The organism is Winogradskyella sp. (assembly GCF_028289625.1).
GTDB lineage: Bacteria > Bacteroidota > Bacteroidia > Flavobacteriales > Flavobacteriaceae > Winogradskyella.
This window is the reverse complement of record NZ_JANQOM010000061.1, coordinates 39,896-62,174: the sequence shown is the minus strand read 5'-3', so window position 1 is coordinate 62,174 and position 22,279 is coordinate 39,896. Positions and strand designations below refer to the sequence as shown.

Here is a 22,279-nt window from a genome sequence, read left to right as displayed (position 1 = left end):
TTTGAACGTAATGTTACCAAAATGTTATGTTCTAAACGATGTGAAAAAAAAAGGATATTTATTTTTTCAAGCAACTACAGGTAATCAATCCTTTTAGTTCATAGGTTAATTAATTATAAATTTTAAATAATTGATAATCAGAATTTTACATATTTAATGTTAATTTAATGTTATGTAAATGTTGTTTAAAAGTAAAATTAGTGTTAACTTTGTAACACTAATGTTAATAATGAACTTGATATTATGAGAAAAGTAATTGTTTTAGTGATGCTGTTATGTATAGGAATTACATACGCTCAACAGGAAAGAAATCTTAAATTAAATAAAGATACAAATTTAATAGAGGTCGTTTACTATCACGACAATGGTGAGATTAGCCAAACGGGCTCTTACACAATAGAAGGTAAGCTTCATGGTCAGTGGTTTAGCTATTGTGAAGATGGAAATAAGCTTGTTTCCGCAAGATATGATAATGGTAAAAAAGTAGGAAAGTGGTTTTTCTGGATTGGTGATACCTTAAAAGAAGTTGACTACTTGGATAATACAATCGCCAATATTAATGAATGGAAAAAGAACGAGGCTGTCATTGCATCGTCAAATAAGATTGATTTTTAATGTAAAAAGAAATATTTAGTTTAGATTGAAAATTAAAAAACCCACTATACTGAAATAGTGGGTTTTTTGAATTATAAGGACTTTTAGTTTTTTATTAAAAAAACTAAAAGGTGCAATATTAATTGTCTATCCAAGGGAAATCAGCTTCTACTGTTGTAGATGTATTGTAAGTTGTTCCTTCGTTTGCAGCAACACCGTCGATGACAAGTTCTGCAGCAGTTGAAGTTCCAGCAAACTCAAACTGAAGTGCATACCCAGTAAGCGTCAGACCGTTGATCGTAGCTGTTGAAGCAGCCTTCATTTGAATCGCCAAACCACCTTCTGTAGAAATAGCAGTAAAGTTTGTTAAAGTTGGATTACTTGCAGTTCCGTCAGCTTCTATAGAAGTTGAGAAACCAACAATATCCTGTTTAACAAATGAGTTTGCTAAAGTTCCATTCCAACCTTCAGTCCAATCTACTGAATCGTCTTCAATATTTTCAGCGTAAAAATTAGTAACGCTAACAGTTCCGCCAAAGAACTCTATACCGTCATCTGCACCATCGATTACTGCAACATTGTCTATTGTTGTACCAGAACCAACAGCATAAAGGGATAATCCGTTAAACTGAGAATCGGCATTGATTTGAGCTCCAGTATTTCTTAAGATGAGGTAATCGATGTTACCAGAAGATTCAGTAGGGTTACTTCCTCCATAAACTAATCCACCAACTTCAGCTGTCACATTTTCACCAGCTGTTGTTGTAGAATTTCCGCAGATTAAAAGACCTCCCCATGGGTTGCCATCTACAGAACGCATTTCTACAGGATTCGCCATAGTACCTTGGATATCGATTGAACCACCTTGTAATACAGCTAAATAATTTGCAGTACCTGATTCTGAAATGATATCGGTTCCAGCAGGAATAGTCAATGTTGCACCACTGTTAACTAAAACAGGACCACTAATAGTGTACTCAACACTAGGATCCAACGTCGTGTCCGTAGTAATATTAGCTGGTAAAGCCTCAGAAGTTAAACCTTCAGTTGCCCAAGCAAAATTACTTGAGTTTGTTGGTGAAGTATCGTATACAGCATCGTCTGCAGTATCTGCAGCGGCCCCATCAATCACCAATTCAGCTGGCGTGGATGTTCCTGCAAATTCGAATAAAAGATCAAAACCAGTCGCAGAGAAACCGTTAATTGTAGCGGTAGAAGCTGCTTTCATTTGGATAGCTAAACCACCTGTAGAAGAAATAGCAGTTAAGTTATTCAACGTTGGGTTACTGGCAGTACCATCTGCTTCAATAGCTGTTGAGAAACCTTGAATTGTGTTTACAATGTAAGCCGTATCCATAGTTCCATTCCAACCTTCAGTCCAGTCTATCGCATCGTCTTCGATGTTTTCAGCGTAGAAATTAGTTACACTTACAGTTCCACCAAAAAACTCGATACCGTCGTCAGCCCCAGAGATTACAGCAACATTACTTATTGAAGTTCCAGATCCGACTGCATAAAGTGATAATCCATTAAATTGAGAATCAGCATTAATTTGAGCTCCAGTATTTCTTAAAATTAGGTAATCTATGCTACCAGAAGACTCGGTGTCATTGTTACCACCGTAAACAAGACCACCAACTTCAGCAGTTACATTTGTTCCAGCGGTTGTAGAAGCATTACCACATACAAGTAAACCACCCCAAGGGTTGCCATCAACAGAACGCATTTCTACTGGATTTCCTGCAGTACCTTGGATGTCGATTGAACCACCTTGTAAAACAGCTAAATAATTTGCAGTACCAGAATCCGATACAATAACTGTTCCTGCTGGAATAGTTAATGTAGCACCACTATTAACTAATACTGGACCACTAATTGTATACTCGATTGATGGGTCTAAAGTTAAATCTGAAGTAATATTGGCCGGTAAAGCGCTACCAACAATATTATCTGTTGCCCATGCGAAGTCACTCGCATTAGTTGGTGAACTTGCATAAACAGCATCGTCTGCAGTATTTGCGGCTGCACCGTCTATGACCAATTCTGCTGCAGTAGATGTTCCTGCAAATTCAAATAGAATATCAAAGCCTGTGGCAGTAAATCCGTTGATTGTAGCTGTAGAAGCTGCTTTCATTTGAACAGCTAAACCACCAGTTGAAGAGATGGCAGTAAAGTTTTCGATTGTTGGGTTACTTGCTGTACCGTCAGCTTCTATTGCAGTAGAAAATCCTTGAATAGTATTAACAACATATGTATTAGATAATGTACCATTCCATCCTTCTGTCCAGTCTACAGCATCGTCTTCGTTGTTTTCTAAATAGATGTTGCTTGCACTTACCGTACCTCCAAAGAATTCAACTCCGTCATCAGCACCGTTTATAATAGCTACGTTAGAAATTGATGTTCCAGAACCAACAGCATATAACGATAAACCATTGTATTGAGAATCCGCATTAATCTGTGCACCTGCATCTCTTATGATTAAGTAATTTATGTTACCAGAATCATCACTTGCACTTGCGCCTCCATAAACAAGGCCACCTACTTCTGCTGTTACGTCTTCACCAGCAGTTGTTGGCGCATTACCACATAATAAAAGTCCACCCCATGATCCGGCGGTGCCACTAGAAGATCTCATGACAACTGGGTTTGTAGGTGTTCCCTGGATGTCTATCATTCCCCCTTGTAAAACAGCCAAATAGTTTCCAGTTCCTACTGCAGAAACTATTTCTGTTCCAGCTGGAATGGTTAAAGTAACTCCTTCGGCCACTCTTACATCTCCAGAAAGGTTGTAAGTAACACTTGGATCGAGTGTTAAGTCCGCTGTTATTAAACCATCTAGACCTTGCTCTGGTGGTGTTCCTCCTCCTCCATCATCATCGTTGTTACACGATACTATAGCTAATGAAAGAATCATCGTTAAAATAAAATTGATCTTAATTGTTTTCATTGTATAAAATTTATAAAATATGTTCAACATTGTTTAAAATTTATAGGATATATTCAAGCTAAAATTTACTCCTCTTTTATATGCTAGCACAGTTTCCTCTTGCGTCGCAGAAGAGTTGCCAAAATCAGATGCTACATTTTGAAATCGTTCGATTTCCGGATTCAATAGGTTTCTTCCCGTGAGACCTAAACTTATATGCTCATTAATGTCTTTGTTTACGATAAAATCTAGTACCACAAACCCCTTTTCGACAATTTCTCCATTAAAATTGAAGTCTTCCAGATTGTTCCCTGGATTATTTGGATCTTCTCCCTGAAAGATTGGAGAACCAATGGCGTAAATACGATCCGACGCATAATTACCGGCTAGTGTGAATTCAAAGGGAAATTCATTACCTGTATTCAGGGTCAATGCTAAATTTGTAGTCCAGTCTGATGCGCCTTCCAATCCTATTTCATCATTACCTCCATATTGAAAGGTTCTTTGTGCTCCATTTTCATTTATGCCTTCAGACCTATCTTTTAAAGTCTGTCTGTGATTGATGTACGATACATTTCCGGAAAGTTTAAGATTTGGTAGAGAATCTCCTTTTTTTATTAAATAAACTCTCCCTTCCAATTCTGCACCAAATATGCGAGCGTCACCAGTATTGTAATAAGAAAATACATCACCACCACCTGTCCGTAGAGATCTGTTTATAGCGTCATCAATGTTTTTATAATAAGCGGTTACTGATATTAGCTCGTCATTAGACGGAAAGAACTCATATTTCAAGTCTATGTTAGCATTGGTAGAACGTTCAACAAGTCTATTACCCGCTTCAATTAAACCTTCTGGCGATACATATTCAAAAGGGGCAATCTCTTTAAACTCGGGAAGTGTTTGACTTAAACTACCAGAAAGCCTCAATGCCATTCTATCATTGAGATCGTATTTTAAATTAAATGAGGGGTATAAATTATTATATGATAACTCGGCTTCTCCATCAGGACCTCCAGGAGCATTGTTGACAAAATAATCAACAAAAATCCTATCGCTCTGGTACCTTAAGCCTACCTCTGCAGTCAACTTACCGAAAACACCTACAAAATCAACAAATCCTGCATAGGAGGTTAATTCTGCATCATACATATCATTAACTGGAGGTGGTGATATCAAATTCCCATTATCTACATTCTCCTGAGTGAAATCCGCACTTAAATTATCTATTGATGCTGGGTTATATGATCCAATAGGACCGCCTTCTTCAAAGCCTTCAAAAAGTGATTCAAAATCTCTTTGTTTATATCTTCCGTCCCCGCCAAAACTTAGCTTATAAATATCATTCTCATCTTCATCCATTTTTAAGCTGATGACATCTTTTATTCTACCATTATATTCATTGTCCAATATTTCCTGAGAACTTTTTCGTTGTTGAAACCCACCTGTATTTCCAAATTCTATAGGTCTTTCATCTTGAGGTACGCCATCAACGTTTCTAAAATTCAATTCATTTCTAATACGGTTGGGTTCATCTGCTGCCAAGCGATTGTAGCCTATAGCCCAGTCTAATTTATTTTTGGCACTCAAATTATGATCACCGATTAATTGTATGGTAGATAAAAATGTGTTCTTAATGTTTTGGTCCCTCACAAACTGATTACCAGCTATACGGTTTGGCGTCAATTCGTCAAAAAAGATAGCATCGCCACTTCGCCCACCTTCATAGACTTCTTCTCGTACCTTATTTATGGCAAATGCATTGAACTTAAGTTGGTTATTTTGGTTTATTTTGTATTGACCAACAAGAAGCCCATTGGTGTTGACTGTTCTTTGCCAATATCTGTTGTCACCATCAGGCACAAAGTCTCTTGCTCCTCTGGGGCCATTTGGGTCGTCTTCATCTACAAGACTTTCGGTAATTCCTCTATCGAAAAATCTGAATACACCTTCACGGTATTCGTTATCCACGCTTTGCCCACCAGAAAAAGAAAGTCTAAACTTTCCTTCTTCATCTAAAAAACCTCCAGCATTAAAGCTAAATGAATAGTTAATGGGATTATTTATACCGATAGTATTCCAGCTTTGCTCTGTCAAAGCATTGGCTAAATTACTATTATCGTAAGGTCTGGAAAATATGCCAAAGCTCAAATCATCATTTAAAGCTGTTGTTACAAAATTATCCGTTACAAAAACAGCATTCGTATTAAGACCATTTGACAGACTTATACCAAAGTCTTTGCGAGACGTAATGTTTTTTGAAGTAATATTTATATTACCAGACGCTTGATCGGTGGAGTTGTATGGTGAAAACGTTTTACTAATAGATACACTACTAATAAATCTTGTAGGAAAAAGCTCGAGATTTATATTCTTTTTGTCGATGTTGTCTGAAGGTATAGGAAGTCCATTTACTGTTGTAGTTAGGTATCTATCCCCCAAACCTCTAACGTAAATCTGACCTGAACCCTCTGATTTAGATACACCTGAAATTTTAGCTGTTGCTGCAGAGGCATCGCCAACCCCTAGTCTTTCTAATTCTACAGCTCCAATACTTTCTTTTATCTCAATCGCTTTTTTCTGGTCAAGGAGTAGGGCGGCAACACTTTCTTTTCTTGTTGTGGTTGTAATAACCACTTCGTCAAGACTGGCTGCACTAGCACTCATAGGAACATTGATATTAGTGACTTTACCTGACTCTACAGTAACTGGAATTTCTTGAGTTTCATATCCCACGTAACTAAATACAACGGTATACGAACCAGGTTCCAAATCATCAATTACATAGAGACCATCAATGTCAGAGGATGTACCATTGGTAGTGCCTTTGATTAAAATATTTACAAAAGGTAATGGCTCGTTATTGAAATCCTTATCTGTTACCTTCCCTGCAACAGATCCCGTGTTTTGAGCGAAACAAATAACTACAAAAAATGTAGTCAATACGGTTAAAAAATGTTTCATTATATATGAATCTATTAATGATGCAAAGAAACTTTGATTACCGTTGTTATAGGTTATACGAAAATTAAAGATTTGTAATGAAAAGGTTAGTTTACCGTTAGGAAAATATTAAGCAGATTGATGTTAAGGAAACAATTTGGTAACATTAAAAATCTAATTTCTAACTATGTGTTTTGTAATCAACTCTGTAGCATTTTATCTATCTTGCACCTACTAAAAGTTACTCTATGAATTGGGAACAACTATTATCCTTAAAGCGTTTAGGGGATACGAATAAGAGGCTTAGAAAGGAACAGGATGAAACTCGTGTTGGTTTTGAGGTTGATTATGATAGGATTATATTTTCTTCGGAGTTTAGAAGTCTGCAGGATAAAACGCAAGTCGTTCCGCTATCAAAAACTGATTTTGTGCACACAAGACTAACACACAGCTTAGAAGTAAGTGTCGTTGGCAGGTCTTTAGGGAGACAAGTGGGGAAGTTACTTTTAGAAAAGCATCCACATCTATTGAGCGTGCATGGTTACAAGATTAACGACTTTGGTGCCATAGTTGCTGCGGCTGCATTGGCTCATGATATAGGAAATCCTCCTTTTGGTCATTCTGGAGAAAAAGCGATTGGAGCTTATTTTAAAAATGGAAAAGGCTCTCGGTTTAAAAAAGGGCTGACTGATGAAGAATACCAGGATTTATGTGATTTTGAAGGGAATGCCAATGGCTTTAAAATCCTGACGGAAAGTAGGCCAGGAAGAGCAGGAGGATTACGTCTAAGTTACGCTACATTAGGTGCTTTTATGAAATATCCTAAAGAATCACTTCCTAAGCAACCAACAAGTCATATCGTAGATAAGAAATACGGTTTTTTCCAGAGTGAGAAAGCTATGTTTCAGGATGTAGCTAACGAGTTAGGATTGATAAAAAGAAGTAATGACCATCTAAGTTATAATAGACATCCATTAGCTTATTTAGTTGAAGCAGCAGATGATATTTGTTACACTATTATCGATTTTGAAGACGGTATTAACCTAGGGCTTATTGAAGAAGACTATGCGCTAGAATATTTAATAAAACTAGTGAAGGGCAGAATTATTACATCAAACTATAACGCCTTAAAAACTACCCAAGACCGCGTGAGCTATCTAAGGGCTTTAGCTATAAATACTTTAATAGACGAAGCTGCTTCAATCTTTATGGCTAACGAAACCTCTATTTTAAATGGGGATTTTGAAACAGCCCTTTTGGATGTAAGCCAATACAAGGCACAAATAAAGGATATCATTGATTTGAGCGTAAAAAATGTCTATCGCTCAAAAGAAGTCATTAACAAAGAAATTGCTGGGTACGAGATTTTAAATCAATTACTAAACGTACATGGGGATTTAGCTTACAACTATTATATTGATAATTTAACTCACTATGATAGATTGTTGTTAAACCTTCTTCCAGAAACTGTGAATCTAAATAACATGTCTTTGTATGACAATCTTATGGCGATATGTTTCTATATCTCAAAATTATCAGACACAAATGCTTTGTTGTTACACCAAAAGCTCAAAGGTCAAATTTTATAGATGCACTTCATCGATTAATTTTGTTTTTAACCGATTTATTTATTTTATTTATCTCATAATCAACCCCAAAAAACCTACTTATGAGAAATAATATTGCCGGAGGCTTGGTCATTTTTATGGTAGTCCTCGCTTGTCTATTAATGCTCGATGATATCTCTTATCAGAAAGATGAAATGGTTATTCAAGATACTTCAGATGTAGAGCAGATTGAAAATCAAACAGATTTAGCTATTCTTGAGAACGAAGAGTAAATCTTCAACTTTCTTTTTTATGGATTTTGAATCTAATTGTAAAAGTTGATGCAGTTGACTAACTGAGCCATGTTCAATAAATTTATCTGGTATACCTAATACCTCAATGGGTTGCTTATAGTTATTTTTATTGGCAAACGCTAAAATAGAACTTCCAAAACCTCCTACAACAGTACCATCCTCAATGGTTAATATTGTTTTGTGTTCTCTAAAGATTTTATGCAATAAGTCTTCATCAAGTGGTTTTATAAATTGCATATCGTAATGCGATACGTCTAAATCTGCTATAGCATCTTCTACGGTTTTTGCCATGGTTCCTACAGATAGAACTGCAACTTGCTTTCCCTTTTTTAGAGTTACACCTCTACCAATTTTAATAATTTTGAAAGGTTTTTCCCAATTTAGAAGGTGCCCTCTACCTCTTGGATAACGAATAGCAATAGGAAAATCAATGCCTAATTGAACCGTATACATGATGTTTCGTAAAGCGATGGCATCTCTTGGAGCAAAAATGACGAGATTAGGAACACAATTTAAATAGGCCAAGTCAAAAACACCATGATGTGTTGCACCATCTTCACCTACTAATCCAGCCCTGTCTAGACAAAAAATAACAGGGAGGTTTTGCAAAGCAACGTCATGAATCAATTGATCGTAAGCACGTTGTAAAAAGGTAGAATAAATATTACAAAACGGAATGAGTCCTTGGCTAGCCATACCAGCAGCTAGGGTTACAGCATGCTGTTCTGCAATACCAACATCGAAGGCGCGATCTGGAATTTTTCCCATCATATATTTTAAGGAGCTTCCTGTTGGCATAGCAGGAGTAATACCAATGATTTTTTCATTTTCTAAAGCGAGTTCAACAATCGTTTCACCAAAGACATCCTGATACTTTGGTGGCTGGCTAGAGCCGGATTTAGCAATTAGTTCTCCAGTGCTAGCATCGAATTTGCCGGGTGCATGGTATTTTACTTGGTCTTTTTCAGCTTGTTTTAAGCCTTTACCTTTGGTGGTAATGACATGTAAGAATTTAGGTCCTCTAATTGTTTTAAGTCGTTCTAATTCTGAAATTAAAAGCGGTAAATCATGACCATCAATCGGACCAGAGTAGTCAAAGTTTAGAGCTTCAAAAACATTATCTTGCTTTTGAGTGCCCTTTTTTACATTGGTGAGGTATTGTTTTAGGGCTCCAACGCTAGGGTCGATACCTATAGCGTTATCGTTAAGGATAACCAACAGATTAGCATCAGTAACTCCAGCATGATTGAGTCCTTCAAAAGCCATGCCGCTAGCAATAGAAGCATCACCAATAACTGCAATATGATGTATGTCTTCTCCTTTAAGCTGTGATGCAATTGCCATCCCTAAAGTGGCGGAAATTGAAGTGGAAGAATGCCCTACACCAAAAGTATCATACGTACTTTCACTTCGCTTAGGAAATCCACTTATACCATTGAGTTGCCTATTGGTATCAAATATGTTTTTTCTACCAGTTAAAATTTTATGACCATAGGCTTGATGCCCAACATCCCAAATTAACAAATCTTCAGGAGTATTAAACACATAATGTAAGGCAATGGTTAATTCTACAACTCCCAAACTTGCCCCTAAATGGCCTTCTTTGGTCGCCACAATATTGATGATAAACTCACGTAACTCTTTGGCAAGGTGAGGTAAGTCAGATGACTTAAGTTGACGTAAATCTTTAGGCAGATTAATATGTTCTAACAACTTTTTCAAAGTACTACAAATGTACCATATAGAAATTATATTATTAGTTCAAATAGAATCGTATTTTTACCACTATGATTAAGCCATATGATGACACCTATTTTATGCGAAAAGCACTTCAGGAGGCTGAGGTAGCCTTTGAAAAAGGAGAAATCCCAGTAGGTGCAGTCATTGTGGTTGAAGATCGGATTATTGCTAGAGCTCATAATCTCACTGAGCAGTTAAATGATGTCACTGCACATGCAGAAATGCAAGCTATTACGTCTGCAGCTAATTTTTTAGGAGGAAAGTATTTAACCAAATGTACACTTTATGTTACATTAGAGCCTTGTCAAATGTGTGCTGGTGCTTTGTACTGGAGCCAGATTGCTAAAATTGTATATGCGGCTTCTGATGAAAAGCGCGGATTTAGAGCCATGGGAACTCAACTACATCCTAAAACTAAAGTGGTCAGTGGTATTTTGGCTGATGAAGCATCAGAACTTATGAAGCGTTTTTTTATTGAAAAGCGTAATTTGAACTAAGAGACTATTTAACATGAATAAAATCATTGTCGTACTAATACTTTTACTTCCTTTAAATTGTAAGACAAAAGCCAATAACTCTAAAACAAGTGGTGTTGAAAATGTGGTTTTGATTGCTAAAGGTAACCTTTACGGTTCAGGTGACGAAGGATTAGAAAAGCAAAGCACAGTGATTTCTAATGAAAAAGACTGGGACAAATTATTAGAGAAGATAAATTCGGTAAATAGCGTGTCTGAAAGTTTTTTGGAGACTAAAATAGATTTTTCAAAATTTAGAATCGTTGCTGTTTTTGATGAGGTAAAGATCTCAGGAGGTTATAGCATAGAATTAAATATTGAAAATAATACAGATCGTATTTTAGTAGAAGTCATGCACAAATCCCCTGAAGGAATGGCAACTTCCGTTATGACGCAGCCTTATTATATCGTAAAGATTATAAAAAATAACTTGCAATTGTCTTTAAATAAAAAACGCCCAACCAAAGGTTGAGCGTTGAAACTTGTAAGATATATACTTATAGTACCTGTACATTAGCAGCTACCATTCCTTTTCTTCCTTCTTCTTCTGTGTACTCTACATTGTCACCTTCGCGTAACTCTACGCCATTAAGGTTTGATACGTGTACGAAGATGTCTTTTCCTGTTTCTTCGTTGGTAATGAATCCATAGCCTTTGGAATCATTGAAAAATTTAACTGTTCCAGTCATTATAAATAAATAAAAATTAAAGTGCAAAGGTACAGTTATTTATTTCACTAATGAGAAATAAGGCACTTTATTTCAAAAAGTTACAATTTCTTAATACTTGTGACGCTTTTGGTTTTCTCTCATTTTTTCAAGATTCTCCTTTGTTAACATGTAGTCTTTTACATCTTTCCCTTTCCATCTGTAGTAGGAAAATAGGGGAAAAACAACGAGAAATAAACCGAGTACACCAAAGCCAACAAGTTTTTGGGAATAATCAACACTTAATGCCAAACCACAAACTATACTAGTGATTGAAGCGATAAAAGCAATTAACGTTATGATGTGAATAGGTTTCATGATGTAAAATTAATCAATTCGCGGCGATAAGCCGTTAAGAGCTTGGATTTTGAAACAAAACCATAGTACTTATTGTCTTTAATTACGGGCAGGTTCCACGCACGAGAGGTTTGGAACTTTGTCATTACTTTTTCCATGGAATCGGTTTCGTAATAAATAATTTCTGGTGGTTTTTGCATAAAGGTTTCAACCGTGGTAGAGTCATACAGACTTGGATCGAACATCACCGACCGAATATTGTCCAACTGAATAATCCCTATGAAATTATGTGTTTCATCAATCACTGGAAACAAATTTCGATTCGATTTTGAAACGCCTTTTTTTAGCATGTCTCCTAAAGTCATTTCAGGGTATAGGGTTACAAAGTCTTGTTCAATAACTGAGTCTAGCTTCATAAGGGTTAACACACTTTTATCTTTATTCTGGGTTAATAGGGCTCCTTTTTCTAACAGCTCTTTAGTGTATATGGTATGGTCGAGTCCATTTTTGTTAATGATGAAAGACATTGAAGAGGTAATCATTAGAGGTACAAACAATTGGTAACCACCAGTAATTTCAGCAATTAAGAAAATAGCGGTTAATGGTGCATGAAGCACACCAGCAATAAGACCAGCCATTCCAATTAATGTAAAATTAGCCTCAGATACTGAAAAACCCAGACCGCAATGGTTAATCACTTTAGCAACGACATTGCCTAAGGCACTACCCATTACCAATGAAGGAATAATAATTCCACCAGTTCCTCCAGCCACAAAGGTTGTTGTCATCGCAATAGCTTTAAAGATGGTAATACCAAAAAGTAATCCGATAACAATCCAAATATTATCCAAATATTGATCAAAAGGTGTATTTCCCAGAGCTTCAGTATCATTACCTAACATTAAGTTGTTGATAAAACCAAACCCTTCACCATAGAGCGGTGGAATAAAAAATAACATCACTCCAATGGCGATTCCTCCAATAATCAGCTTTTGCCGTGCGGATTTAAATCGATTAAAGAAAGCGGTAATCCCAAAATAGATTTTTGAAAAATAGATAGAGGCAATGCCAGTGCCTATACCTAATAAAATATAAAATAAAGTGTCTTTGATGGCAAACTTATCTGTGACATTAAAATCGAAAAGTACACTATCACCCAAAAAGAAATAGGAGGTGATTACGGAAGAAACGGATGCTATTAAAAGTGGTAATAAGGAAGCAAAAGTTAAATCTAAACTAAAGACTTCGATAGCAAAAATTATGGCAGCAATCGGAGACTTAAAAATAGAAGCAATGGCGCCTGCGGCAGCGCAGGCAATGAGTAAGCTTCTCGTCTTACGGTCAATATGCAATAAACGACTTAGATTAGAACTTAAGGCTGACGCCGACGCAATGGCTGGTCCTAATAAACCAACCGAACCTCCAAAACCTACGGTTAATGGTGCCGTTATCAATGGTAAATAGATGTTCCGTTTATGAATAATGCCATCGCGTTTTGATAAAGCAAATAATATAGATGGAATGGCGTGTTTGCTAGGTGTTTTTGAAATATACCTAACGAATAAGTAGACTAGAAACAATCCTACAATGGGCAAAATAAAATAAATACTGTTCTCAGAGAGAATGATACCTTTTTCAAGGATTGCTTCAATGGCAAAGGTGACGTTCTTAATAAAAACTGAAATTAAACCGGCTATTAACCCAATGAGTAAACTTAATAAAAAGATAAAGTTTTTTTCAGAGATATGCTTGTATCTCCAAATGTGTAAGCGCTTGAAAAAATTCGATTTAGTTGGCATAGCTTAAATCTAAATAAAAAAATCCTGCTTTTGCAGGATTTGGTTATTATGATTTTAAATTCAATTTTAAATTGAGTTCCTCAAGTTGTTCATCATCAATGGGAGCTGGTGCATCTATCATTACATCGCGACCCGAATTATTTTTTGGGAAGGCAATAAAATCCCTTATGGTTTCTTGGCCTCCAAGAATAGCTACCAGTCTATCAAGCCCGAAAGCAATGCCTCCATGTGGTGGTGCACCATATTCAAAAGCATCCATTAAGAAACCAAACTGTGCTCTGGCTCCTTCTTCTGAAAACCCTAAGTGTTTTAACATTATAGCTTGGGTTGCTTTGTCGTGGATACGGATAGAGCCTCCTCCAATTTCATTACCATTCAAGACTAAATCATAAGCGTTGGCTTTAACCTCTCCTGGTTTAGTATCCAACAATTCTAACTGACCAGGTTTAGGTGAAGTGAACGGATGGTGCATGGCATGGTAGCGTTCGGTATCTTCGTCCCATTCCAATAGTGGGAAATCCATCACCCAAAGTGGAGCAAACTCATTAGGTTTACGTAAACCTAGACGTTCTGCTAATTCCATACGCAACGCACTTAACTGTGCTCTTACTTTATGGGTTTCACCAGAAAGCACACAGATTAAATCGCCTGCTTTGGCTCCTGTAACTTCTGCCCATTTGGCTAAATCGTCCTGGTCATAGAATTTATCTACCGAAGACTTAAATGAACCATCATCATTGCAACGACAATAGACCATACCTAAGGCCCCAACTTGCGGTCGTTTTACCCAATCAATGAGTTTGTCAATCTCTTTTCTGGTATAACTATTTCCGCCAGGAACCGCAATACCAACGACCAATTCAGCTGAATTAAAGACATTGAAGTCTTTGTGCTGAGCAACCGTGTTGAGTTCACCAAACTCCATCCCAAATCTAATGTCTGGCTTGTCGTTGCCATAAAGACGCATCGCATCATCATAGAGCATTCGAGGGAATTTGTCTATTCCAACTCCATTGATTTCCTTGAGGAGATGTCTTGTTAAACCTTCAAAAGTATTTAAAATGTCTTCTTGCTCTACAAAAGCCATTTCGCAGTCTATCTGTGTAAACTCTGGCTGACGGTCCGCTCGTAAATCTTCATCCCTAAAACACTTTACAATTTGAAAGTATTTATCCATTCCACCTACCATCAATAATTGTTTGAAAGTTTGAGGTGATTGTGGAAGCGCATAAAATTGACCTTCATTCATACGCGACGGTACCACAAAATCGCGAGCACCTTCTGGTGTGGATTTTATTAAGTAAGGAGTTTCAACTTCAATAAAACCTTCACTCGATAAATAATTTCTAACCGCTTGGGTCACTTTATGTCTAAAAATCAAACTGTCTTTAACAGGATTACGGCGAATATCTAGATAACGGTACTTCATACGAAGATCATCACCACCGTCAGTAGCATCTTCAATAGTAAATGGAGGTACAAGGGAGTTATTTAGAACTGTTAATTCCGATACTAGAACCTCAATGTCACCTGTTGGGATATTTGGATTTTTTGAGGCACGTTCTTGAACGGTTCCTTTAACTTGAATCACAAATTCGCGACCTAGCCTTTGAGCTTGCTCCATTAAGTCTTTTGAAGTCTGGTCTTCATCAAAATAAAGTTGGGTTATACCATAACGATCCCTAAGATCTACATAAATCATAAATCCTTTATCCCTAACTCCTTGTACCCAACCTGCCAGTGTAACTTCTGTGTTGTTATCGGTGACTCTTAATTCGCCACAATTATGACTTCTATACATATCAAAAAATTAAATGCTTCGCACTCTAAAGAGCTTTGGTGAACAGCGGTGCAAATTTAATCAACTTAAGGACAAAAAAATAAAAAAGCCACAACAATTGTTGCGGCTTTTTTCGCTATTAATCAAACCTTAAGAAATATCTAAGGGCTTTTTTAATTACTGCTTATCTATAACTAGTTCAGTATTTTTTTCATTGGATGCAAACCTAATTTTTGCTCTATTCAATAAATAAAACATTACTGGAACAATAACTAAAGTTAAGAAGGTTGCAAAAATTAATCCGTAAATAATCGTCCAAGACATTGGTTCCCAGAATATGGTATTATCTCCACCAAAATAAATTTTTGGATCAAACTCTGTAAATAAAGAAAAGAAATCAATATTAAAACCGATTGCTAAAGGCAATAAACCTAATACTGTGGTGATTGCTGTTAATAAAACTGGTCTTAAACGTGCTCTACCACCTTCAATTATAACTTCCCGATATTGCTCCCTAGTTAAAAGACTGTTTTCCTCTTGACCAAGTTCGAGTTTTTTTCTATCTACTAACAATTGAGTATAGTCAATAAGTACGATGGCATTATTTACTACAATTCCTGCTAGGGCAATAATACCCATCATTGTCATAATAATTACGAAGTCATCGCCGAAGATGACCATTCCGAATAGCACACCAATAAAACTTAAAATAATAGCTCCAAAAATGATTATAGGTTTACTTATGGAGTTAAATTGTGCTACAATGACCAATAGAATTAGTGCTAATGCTATAATAAGCGCATTTTGCAAAAAAGCCATGTTTTTAGCTTGCTCTTCTTGCTCACCAGTAAACTCATAAGTGATACCTCTGGGCAAGCTGTAATTAGTCATTAGGTTATTGATTTTGCCCACAATTTCGGTAGCATTATAGCCTTGTAAAACATTAGAATAGATGGTGATAACTCGCTTTAAATTTTTACGTTTGATAGAGCTAAATGTGGCAATATTACGCTTGTTGACAACAGATGATATTGGTATTTTTTTGAGATTCCCATTGTTATCTCTAAACGTCACAGATTGATTGAAAAGTGCACTTTCGTTATATCGGTTTTCATTGTTAAAACGCACGTATATGTCGTAATCATCTTCCCCTTCCTTATATGTTGATGCATCAAAACCATATATCGCTTGTCGTAATGTCTGGCCAATCATGGCAGTACTAACACCAAGATCACCAGCCTTTTTTCGATCAACGAAAACTTCCATTTCAGGCTTATTTTGATTAACATCGATTTTCAGTTCCTCGATTCCAGGAATATTAGACTGATTAACAAATTGCTGAATGCTCTCTGCCTCGACTAATAATTCATTATAATCCTCACCTTTAATCTCTAAATTTATGGCATAACCCGCTGGTGGTCCATCTTGGTTTTTATCGACGATTACAGAAACACCTGGGTAGCCTTGAACTGCTTTTCGCATTTCTGTTAAAACATCATTACTGCTCACTTTCTCGCCATTTGCATCTAAGCGGTATTTATACTCTCTAAACAAAACAGTAACCTTACCTTTATGTGGCATTTCGTTTTGAGAACCTCCATCAGTTTGTGGATTGCCTGCGCCTTCACCTACTTGCGAAATAATAGACTCTGCCATGTAGTTATAAGGCACTCCGTCTTTCATGTAGGTATATTGATCTAAGGTTTCTATGACTTTAGCTTCAATATCTTGAGTGACCTCATTGGTTTTGGCAATATCTGTACCTTCAGGATATTCAATATAAACTATGGCCTGGTTAGCTTCATTCTCTGGGAAGAATAAGGTGTTGATTGAAGATGCTCCAAAAACAAAAAATGAAAGAATGAGTAACCCAAATGTTCCGAAGAAAAACTTATAGGCATTACCTCCTCTAAGTGCAAAATCTAAAAAGCGCTTGTATCTATTTTCTAAAGCAGGTAATAAAGTATTCTGGAATTTTTCTGAAAGCGGTAATAAAAAGTATTTATGCGCCCATAGGATACCAGATAGTAAAATAAATAGATTACCAAACCCTAAAAATGCTTTTGGTCCACCTGTAAACCCGATGATTGAAAAGAAAATGCCTATTCCAAAGATAGCTAAACCAATTTTTAGAATGTGAGTCCATTTTCTATTAAGCCATCCAACTACACTTAAAATAATTCCTAGTAATAAAGATACTAAGCCTAATGACATGAATATAATTCCATTCTTCATGAAATAAGATGCCACTAGTAAGCCACCAAAAGCGAATAAGCTTAAACTGATTCTAACTAGGGCTTTTTTTTCCATTTTTGCCTCCTCGGTTTTCATAAACACCGAAGTCAACATTGAATTTATAATCAATGCCACAAATAAAGAAGATCCTAAAACTGTGGCAAGTGTTAATGGGAAATAAATCATAAACTTACCCATAATACCTGGCCAAAACCCTAAAGGTAAAAACGCAGCTAGTGTCGTTGCGGTAGAGGCTATAATTGGCCATGCAATTTCACCTACCCCTTGTTTGGCGGCTTCTAACCTTGGTACACCTTCGTCCATCAATCGATATACATTTTCAACGACCACAATACCATTATCTACCAGCATACCAAGCCCCATAACCGTAGCAAATAGTACCATGGTATTGAGTGTTATGTTGATGCCTATAAAACCACCAAATATGGGTAATATTAAAAAGGACATCATTATGGATAGCGGTATGGCTATACCGACAAATATGGCATTTCTAAACCCTAAAAAGAACATTAAAACACCAACAACTAAAAGAACACCAAATATGATACTATTCTCTAATTCAGAGACTTGCGCTTCAGTTCGGGTGGATTGATCATTGGTAATAGAAATATTTACATTACTTGGAAGATAGTTGGCTTTTGCTTCTTCTATAATTACTTTTATTTTTTCAATAGCGGTAATCATATTTTCGCCACTTTTCTTCATAATACTCAACATCACCACAGGATCGGAATATTCTCTGGCATAGGTTGTTCTATCTTTCTCTCTAAAGTTAACTTTGGCAATATCTCTTAAAAGAATTCGTCCACCATCATTTTTAACTACGACATTTTGGAGTTGTTGAGGGTCGTCGATTTCCCCAAGCACTCGAATGTTTCTTTGCATGCCATTTTGAATAACATTTCCACCAGAAATTGTGACATTTTCGGATTGAATGGCACCAATAATATCATTAAAACTTAGGTTGGATGCATTCATTTTAAAAATATCAACCGCTACCTCAACTTCCTTTTCTTCTGCTCCTAAGATTTGTGCTTCTTTTATTTCTTGAAGTTCTTCAATCTCATCCTGGAGTAATTCTGCAAAGTCCTTTAATTGTTCGGAAGTAAAATCTCCTGTGATATTGATATTGGCAATTGGTGTTACTTCAGATATGTTAAGATCGAATGCATTTGGCTCTACCTTTACGCCACCATCAAGAGTAGGCCAGTCTTGCTGTGCTTTTACATTATCAATCTTATCTTTAATCTTAACTTTTGCTTCTTCTGGAGTTATGTCTTCCTGAAATTCCACCTGAATTGATGAATAATCTTGTACTGAGGTAGAAGTGATTTTGGTAACACCTGTAATATCATCAAATTCTTCCTCTAAAGGTTTGGTGATTAATTTTTCAACATCTTCTGCTGCATTTCCTGGATATATAGAACTCACATAAATCTTTGATTCTATGATTTCAGGAAACGATTCTCTTGGTAAGGACGAATAGCTCAATAGACCTCCGATAAGTATAATGGCAATAATAACAAAGACTGTTTTTCTATTGTCTATTGACCATGATGAGAGGCCGAAATATTTATATTTTGTTTTTTCCATGATTAATAACTAATAGATTATTTTACTTTTACTGTAAGACCATCTCTCATGGTTATGGCACCGTCTTTAACAATGACATCACCATCCTTAATACCATTCAATACTTCTACATAACCGCCATAAGCTAATCCTAAGTCGACTTGGGTCTTTATGACCTTAGTTTCAGAATTTTTTACGTCAGGAATGAGATAAACAAACTTTTGTCCTAATGCGTTTTCTTGCACAACGTTATCAGGAATTACAAGTGCACCTTCCTTTTTGTAATCGTTAATTTCTAGATTAGCAACTAAGTTCGGTTTTATAAGTTGCTCTTTATTAGGAATTGCTATCTCTATCTCGAAAGTTCTATTGTTTGGATTGATAAAATTACCAACTTGTCTCACCTTGCCATCAATTTGTTGACCAAGGGATGGGAATGCGACATTAACGTATGTGCCTCTTTTGATGGTGCCGAGGTAGGTCTCTGGAACGGATGCTTTTACGTACATGTTTTTTAAACTTACAACACGCATTAACTGGTTGGCTCCAGGACTTACAACTTGCCCCTGATCTGTGATTATCTCGTCAATGGTTCCAGAAAAAGGCGCTCTAATATTAGTTTTGCCTAGTTGCGATTGCATTTGCTTTACTGAGTTCTCAAGGCCTTCCATACTGGCTTTGGCCTGAAGGTATTGAATTTCACTTCCAATCTTTTGGTTCCAAAGGCGTTCTTGTCTTTCAAAAGTAGTTTTGGCCAATTCATATTGCGTTTTCATTTGTGCTAATTGATTAGCTAGACCACCATCATCAATTTTAGCTAATAATTGCCCTTTGGATACATTTTGTCCCTCCTTAACATAGATGTGGGTCAAAGTACCAGAATACTCAGGGTAAATAATAATATTCTCTTTAGTGTCTACATCACCCTGTATGTCAATAAAATGGTTAAACAATGTGTCTTTAACTTTGAAAGATGTCACCAATGGTAATCGTTTTAAGGTGTCTTTCTCCGAAATAGCAACTTCTAAAGTACCTAGGATTTTGCCTATGCTATCGTAGGATTTTAAAACCTGATCTCTCTTACTTTTCATTTTTTCCAAATCACCTTCAGTAATTACAGTGTCTACAGAATCGGTATTCTTGTTTCCACTACAAGCGGTAAAGAGAACGACGATTAATACTATGGATAATATATGTTTCATTTTTTAGTGTTTATTATGGATTAGTTTTCTGAAATTCTATTGGTAATAGTTTCCAGTTCTGCTTTGGTATTTATAACATCCAACATAGCTTGTAATAAATCTCTTTGTGCATCATATAATTGGATTTGTGCCTGTCTTAAGTCAAAACTAGAGCCAATACCTTCAAAAAATTTAGTTTGATTTTTTACTTCAATACGTTCTGCCAAATCAAGATTACGTTTTTTGTTATAATAGTCTTCTGTAGAAAACCTGTAGTTGCTTTTAGCAGTTTCAATTTCGAGACCAAGTCGCTGTTCGGTTTCAATTAATTCATCTTTGGATTTTTCGAGATTTATTTTTGCGCGTTGTGTTGCTGCACTTCTTCCACCTGAGCTAAAAATAGGTATATCCAGGCTAAACCCGAGTGTTGAAAAACCTGCCCAATCTTGATCGCGGTTAAAAAATGTAAATTCATTACCAAACCCTAAATAACCACCATTTAAAAAAGCACTTAGTCGTGGTAAAGCTTTAGATTTTTCTAACTTTAACAGTAACTCCTTTGATTTTCTGTCGTTCTCCGCGATAAGATAGTCTATCGTCGTCGTAACATCATCTTGCTGTTCTAAGGTTTCCAAAGAGATGTTTTTTAAGGTTAAATCCTCAAGAGTATCCGTTAAAGTTATCGATGCGGTGTACTCAATACCCATAGCAATATTGAGAATTTGGTATGCTATAATTTTTAGGCGCTTAGCATTATTGAAACTACTTTGAAGATTAGATAATGTGATTTGGAGCTGTTCAACACTTTCTAGTTCTTCTAATCCATTTTCATAAATTTTTGTGGTCTCATCTAATGTCTCCTGGACTACATCAATATTTTTTTCTAAAATGGTTATAGTTTCTTCAGACAAAAGGACATTGCCATAAGCACTAATTACATTCTTTCTAACTTCTAAATCTGTTTTAACCTTCGCATTTTTTGAAATTTCAAGGAAGACTTTCGCGGATTGAAGACCTACAAGGTATGAGCCATCAAAGATGAGTTGATTTAAAGTTGCGGTAGCATTGACATTGTGTTGTACACCAAATATAACTTCAACAAACTCCCCTGCTTCTCCACCGAAGAATTCCGCTGGCACCAAGGATATCTGTTGCTTTAAATTATTCTGATAGCTAATATTGGCGTCTAGTTGAGGTAGGCCAGTGGCAGTGGTCTCCCACTTTTGCTTTTCGGCAGCCTCAATATCTCGCGCCGCATTTTTTGCAACTCTATTATTTTCTAATGCAAAGTCAATAGCCTCTTGTAGGGAAAAGCTATTAGGGATGTCTTGGGAAAATCCAAAACTTAAACACATCAGCATTAGTAGTATTGAAATATGTTTCATTAGTTGTTATGATTGATTTTTCGTTATAAATTGATTTAATATTTTGAACCCCTTTTCGGTAACGATAGCACGCAAGTGGTATTCTAGATAGCTTTCCATTAAATACTCCATTGGGTATTTGTTCCTGGGGAAGAACAGTTCTTCTTTAATACCTGTCATACCTGTAAAATACATTCTAGAAATAAAGTCGACATCTATAGTATCTCTAAAAACTCCTGAATCTACACCTTGCTGAAGACTTTCCTCTACAGAGGTATGCATCTTTTCAAATTGCTTAAACTTCAATTGGTTATGGATTTGAGGGTAATACTTCTTTAATTGAAAAATTGGAGATGTTTTTTCATTTTTAAGATGATGCATTACGTACATTTTTATTGAGTATAACTCTTCAATTGGATTAGGAGCCTTTTCGCAAATATCATCTATTCCATCGCAAATAGTGTCAAACAAATGGAAAGTTACTGCCTCTACCAACTTCGTTTTATTGCTAAAATGTACATAGATGGTTTTCTTAGAAATACCCAATTCATTTGCAATATCATCCATAGTAACACTCTTAAAACCAAGTGTTAAGAATAACTTAGATGCCTTGTATATAATTTTTTCTCTCATAAATTAGGCTGCAAATTTAGATAAGGAAACTTTAAAAACAATAAAAGTTTCCAAAGTTTTAATAATTATTTAACATTGGTAACGTTAGCTTTAAACATGTATTAAGCC

At 36.1% G+C, this 22,279-nt stretch carries 16 protein-coding genes; 5 read left to right on the top strand and 11 right to left on the bottom strand.

What is annotated here, in order from left to right; translation table 11 throughout:
- Positions 1-243: 243 nt before the first annotated feature.
- Positions 244-615: a nicotinic acid mononucleotide adenyltransferase gene (locus tag Q0992_RS12120; protein ID WP_299524569.1), complete on the top strand. Its 372-nt coding sequence runs from the start codon at positions 244-246 to the stop codon at positions 613-615.
- A gap of 118 nt (positions 616-733) precedes the next feature.
- Here the strand turns inward: Q0992_RS12120 and Q0992_RS12115 are convergent, their stop codons facing one another.
- Together Q0992_RS12115 and Q0992_RS12110 are read right to left on the bottom strand one after the other, a co-directional pair.
- Positions 734-3,544, bottom strand: a complete 2,811-nt coding sequence (locus tag Q0992_RS12115) for a hypothetical protein (protein WP_299524566.1) — start codon at positions 3,542-3,544, stop codon at positions 734-736.
- A 33-nt stretch (positions 3,545-3,577) separates the two neighbouring features.
- The gene (locus Q0992_RS12110) at positions 3,578-6,487 is read right to left on the bottom strand and encodes a TonB-dependent receptor (protein WP_299524563.1); all 2,910 of its coding nucleotides are present in this window, start codon (positions 6,485-6,487) and stop codon (positions 3,578-3,580) included.
- Between the two features lie 227 nt (positions 6,488-6,714).
- Here Q0992_RS12110 and Q0992_RS12105 point away from each other — a divergent pair, with 227 nt between their 5' ends.
- Together Q0992_RS12105 and Q0992_RS12100 are read left to right on the top strand one after the other, a co-directional pair.
- Positions 6,715-8,055, top strand: coding sequence for a deoxyguanosinetriphosphate triphosphohydrolase (locus Q0992_RS12105; protein WP_299524560.1), 1,341 nt, complete (start codon positions 6,715-6,717; stop codon positions 8,053-8,055).
- A gap of 80 nt (positions 8,056-8,135) precedes the next feature.
- Positions 8,136-8,306, top strand: a complete 171-nt coding sequence (locus Q0992_RS12100) for a hypothetical protein (RefSeq protein ID WP_299524557.1) — start codon at positions 8,136-8,138, stop codon at positions 8,304-8,306.
- Here the strand turns inward: Q0992_RS12100 and Q0992_RS12095 are convergent.
- Positions 8,280-10,049, bottom strand: coding sequence for a 1-deoxy-D-xylulose-5-phosphate synthase (locus tag Q0992_RS12095; protein ID WP_299524554.1), 1,770 nt, complete (start codon positions 10,047-10,049; stop codon positions 8,280-8,282). The two genes, Q0992_RS12100 and Q0992_RS12095, sit on opposite strands and share 27 nt — an antisense overlap.
- A 65-nt stretch (positions 10,050-10,114) precedes the next feature.
- On the opposite strand from Q0992_RS12095, the gene Q0992_RS12090 reads away from it, so the two are divergent.
- Entirely contained in the window at positions 10,115-10,564 is a 450-nt protein-coding gene (locus tag Q0992_RS12090; protein WP_299524551.1) for a nucleoside deaminase, read from the top strand.
- Between the two features lie 13 nt (positions 10,565-10,577).
- Complete coding sequence (locus Q0992_RS12085; RefSeq protein ID WP_299524549.1) at positions 10,578-11,054, top strand: protease complex subunit PrcB family protein; 477 nt, start codon at positions 10,578-10,580, stop codon at positions 11,052-11,054.
- A gap of 25 nt (positions 11,055-11,079) precedes the next feature.
- Here Q0992_RS12085 and Q0992_RS12080 read toward each other — a convergent pair whose 3' ends face one another.
- The 8 genes from Q0992_RS12080 to Q0992_RS12045 form a co-directional block, all read right to left on the bottom strand.
- Positions 11,080-11,271, bottom strand: coding sequence for a cold-shock protein (locus tag Q0992_RS12080; protein WP_299524546.1), 192 nt, complete (start codon positions 11,269-11,271; stop codon positions 11,080-11,082).
- 90 nt (positions 11,272-11,361) lie between these two features.
- Positions 11,362-11,607, bottom strand: coding sequence for a hypothetical protein (locus Q0992_RS12075; RefSeq protein WP_299524543.1), 246 nt, complete (start codon positions 11,605-11,607; stop codon positions 11,362-11,364).
- Positions 11,604-13,385: a chloride channel protein gene (locus Q0992_RS12070; RefSeq protein WP_299524540.1), complete on the bottom strand. Its 1,782-nt coding sequence runs from the start codon at positions 13,383-13,385 to the stop codon at positions 11,604-11,606. Before Q0992_RS12070 ends, Q0992_RS12075 begins: the two co-directional genes overlap by 4 nt.
- Before the next feature lie 46 nt (positions 13,386-13,431).
- On the bottom strand, positions 13,432-15,186 hold the full coding sequence (aspS, locus tag Q0992_RS12065; protein ID WP_299524537.1) for an aspartate--tRNA ligase: 1,755 nt from the start codon (positions 15,184-15,186) through the stop codon (positions 13,432-13,434).
- 156 nt (positions 15,187-15,342) lie between these two features.
- Positions 15,343-19,014: an efflux RND transporter permease subunit gene (locus Q0992_RS12060; RefSeq protein WP_299524534.1), complete on the bottom strand. Its 3,672-nt coding sequence runs from the start codon at positions 19,012-19,014 to the stop codon at positions 15,343-15,345.
- A 17-nt stretch (positions 19,015-19,031) separates the two neighbouring features.
- Positions 19,032-20,195 carry an efflux RND transporter periplasmic adaptor subunit gene (locus Q0992_RS12055; RefSeq protein ID WP_299524531.1) on the bottom strand — a complete coding sequence of 388 codons (1,164 nt, stop codon included), beginning with the start codon at positions 20,193-20,195 and terminating at the stop codon, positions 19,032-19,034.
- 20 nt (positions 20,196-20,215) lie between these two features.
- Positions 20,216-21,559, bottom strand: coding sequence for a TolC family protein (locus tag Q0992_RS12050; RefSeq protein ID WP_299524528.1), 1,344 nt, complete (start codon positions 21,557-21,559; stop codon positions 20,216-20,218).
- A gap of 6 nt (positions 21,560-21,565) precedes the next feature.
- On the bottom strand, positions 21,566-22,171 hold the full coding sequence (locus tag Q0992_RS12045; protein WP_299524525.1) for a TetR/AcrR family transcriptional regulator: 606 nt from the start codon (positions 22,169-22,171) through the stop codon (positions 21,566-21,568).
- Positions 22,172-22,279 lie beyond the last annotated feature (108 nt).

What these genes read in the sequence shown, in the direction of transcription:
- Q0992_RS12110 (WP_299524563.1), bottom strand. Translation starts at nt 6,487, where the DNA reads ATGAAACATTTTTTAACCGTATTGACTACATTTTTTGTAGTTATTTGT.
- Q0992_RS12090 (WP_299524551.1), top strand. Translation starts at nt 10,115, where the DNA reads ATGATTAAGCCATATGATGACACCTATTTTATGCGAAAAGCACTTCAG.
- aspS (WP_299524537.1), bottom strand. Translation starts at nt 15,186, where the DNA reads ATGTATAGAAGTCATAATTGTGGCGAATTAAGAGTCACCGATAACAAC.
- Q0992_RS12055 (WP_299524531.1), bottom strand. Translation starts at nt 20,195, where the DNA reads ATGAAACATATATTATCCATAGTATTAATCGTCGTTCTCTTTACCGCT.
- Q0992_RS12060 (WP_299524534.1), bottom strand. Translation starts at nt 19,014, where the DNA reads ATGGAAAAAACAAAATATAAATATTTCGGCCTCTCATCATGGTCAATA.
- Q0992_RS12115 (WP_299524566.1), bottom strand. Translation starts at nt 3,544, where the DNA reads ATGAAAACAATTAAGATCAATTTTATTTTAACGATGATTCTTTCATTA.
- Q0992_RS12105 (WP_299524560.1), top strand. Translation starts at nt 6,715, where the DNA reads ATGAATTGGGAACAACTATTATCCTTAAAGCGTTTAGGGGATACGAAT.
- Q0992_RS12085 (WP_299524549.1), top strand. Translation starts at nt 10,578, where the DNA reads ATGAATAAAATCATTGTCGTACTAATACTTTTACTTCCTTTAAATTGT.
- Q0992_RS12050 (WP_299524528.1), bottom strand. Translation starts at nt 21,559, where the DNA reads ATGAAACATATTTCAATACTACTAATGCTGATGTGTTTAAGTTTTGGA.
- Q0992_RS12070 (WP_299524540.1), bottom strand. Translation starts at nt 13,385, where the DNA reads ATGCCAACTAAATCGAATTTTTTCAAGCGCTTACACATTTGGAGATAC.
- Q0992_RS12045 (WP_299524525.1), bottom strand. Translation starts at nt 22,171, where the DNA reads ATGAGAGAAAAAATTATATACAAGGCATCTAAGTTATTCTTAACACTT.
- Q0992_RS12080 (WP_299524546.1), bottom strand. Translation starts at nt 11,271, where the DNA reads ATGACTGGAACAGTTAAATTTTTCAATGATTCCAAAGGCTATGGATTC.
- Q0992_RS12120 (WP_299524569.1), top strand. Translation starts at nt 244, where the DNA reads ATGAGAAAAGTAATTGTTTTAGTGATGCTGTTATGTATAGGAATTACA.
- Q0992_RS12100 (WP_299524557.1), top strand. Translation starts at nt 8,136, where the DNA reads ATGAGAAATAATATTGCCGGAGGCTTGGTCATTTTTATGGTAGTCCTC.
- Q0992_RS12075 (WP_299524543.1), bottom strand. Translation starts at nt 11,607, where the DNA reads ATGAAACCTATTCACATCATAACGTTAATTGCTTTTATCGCTTCAATC.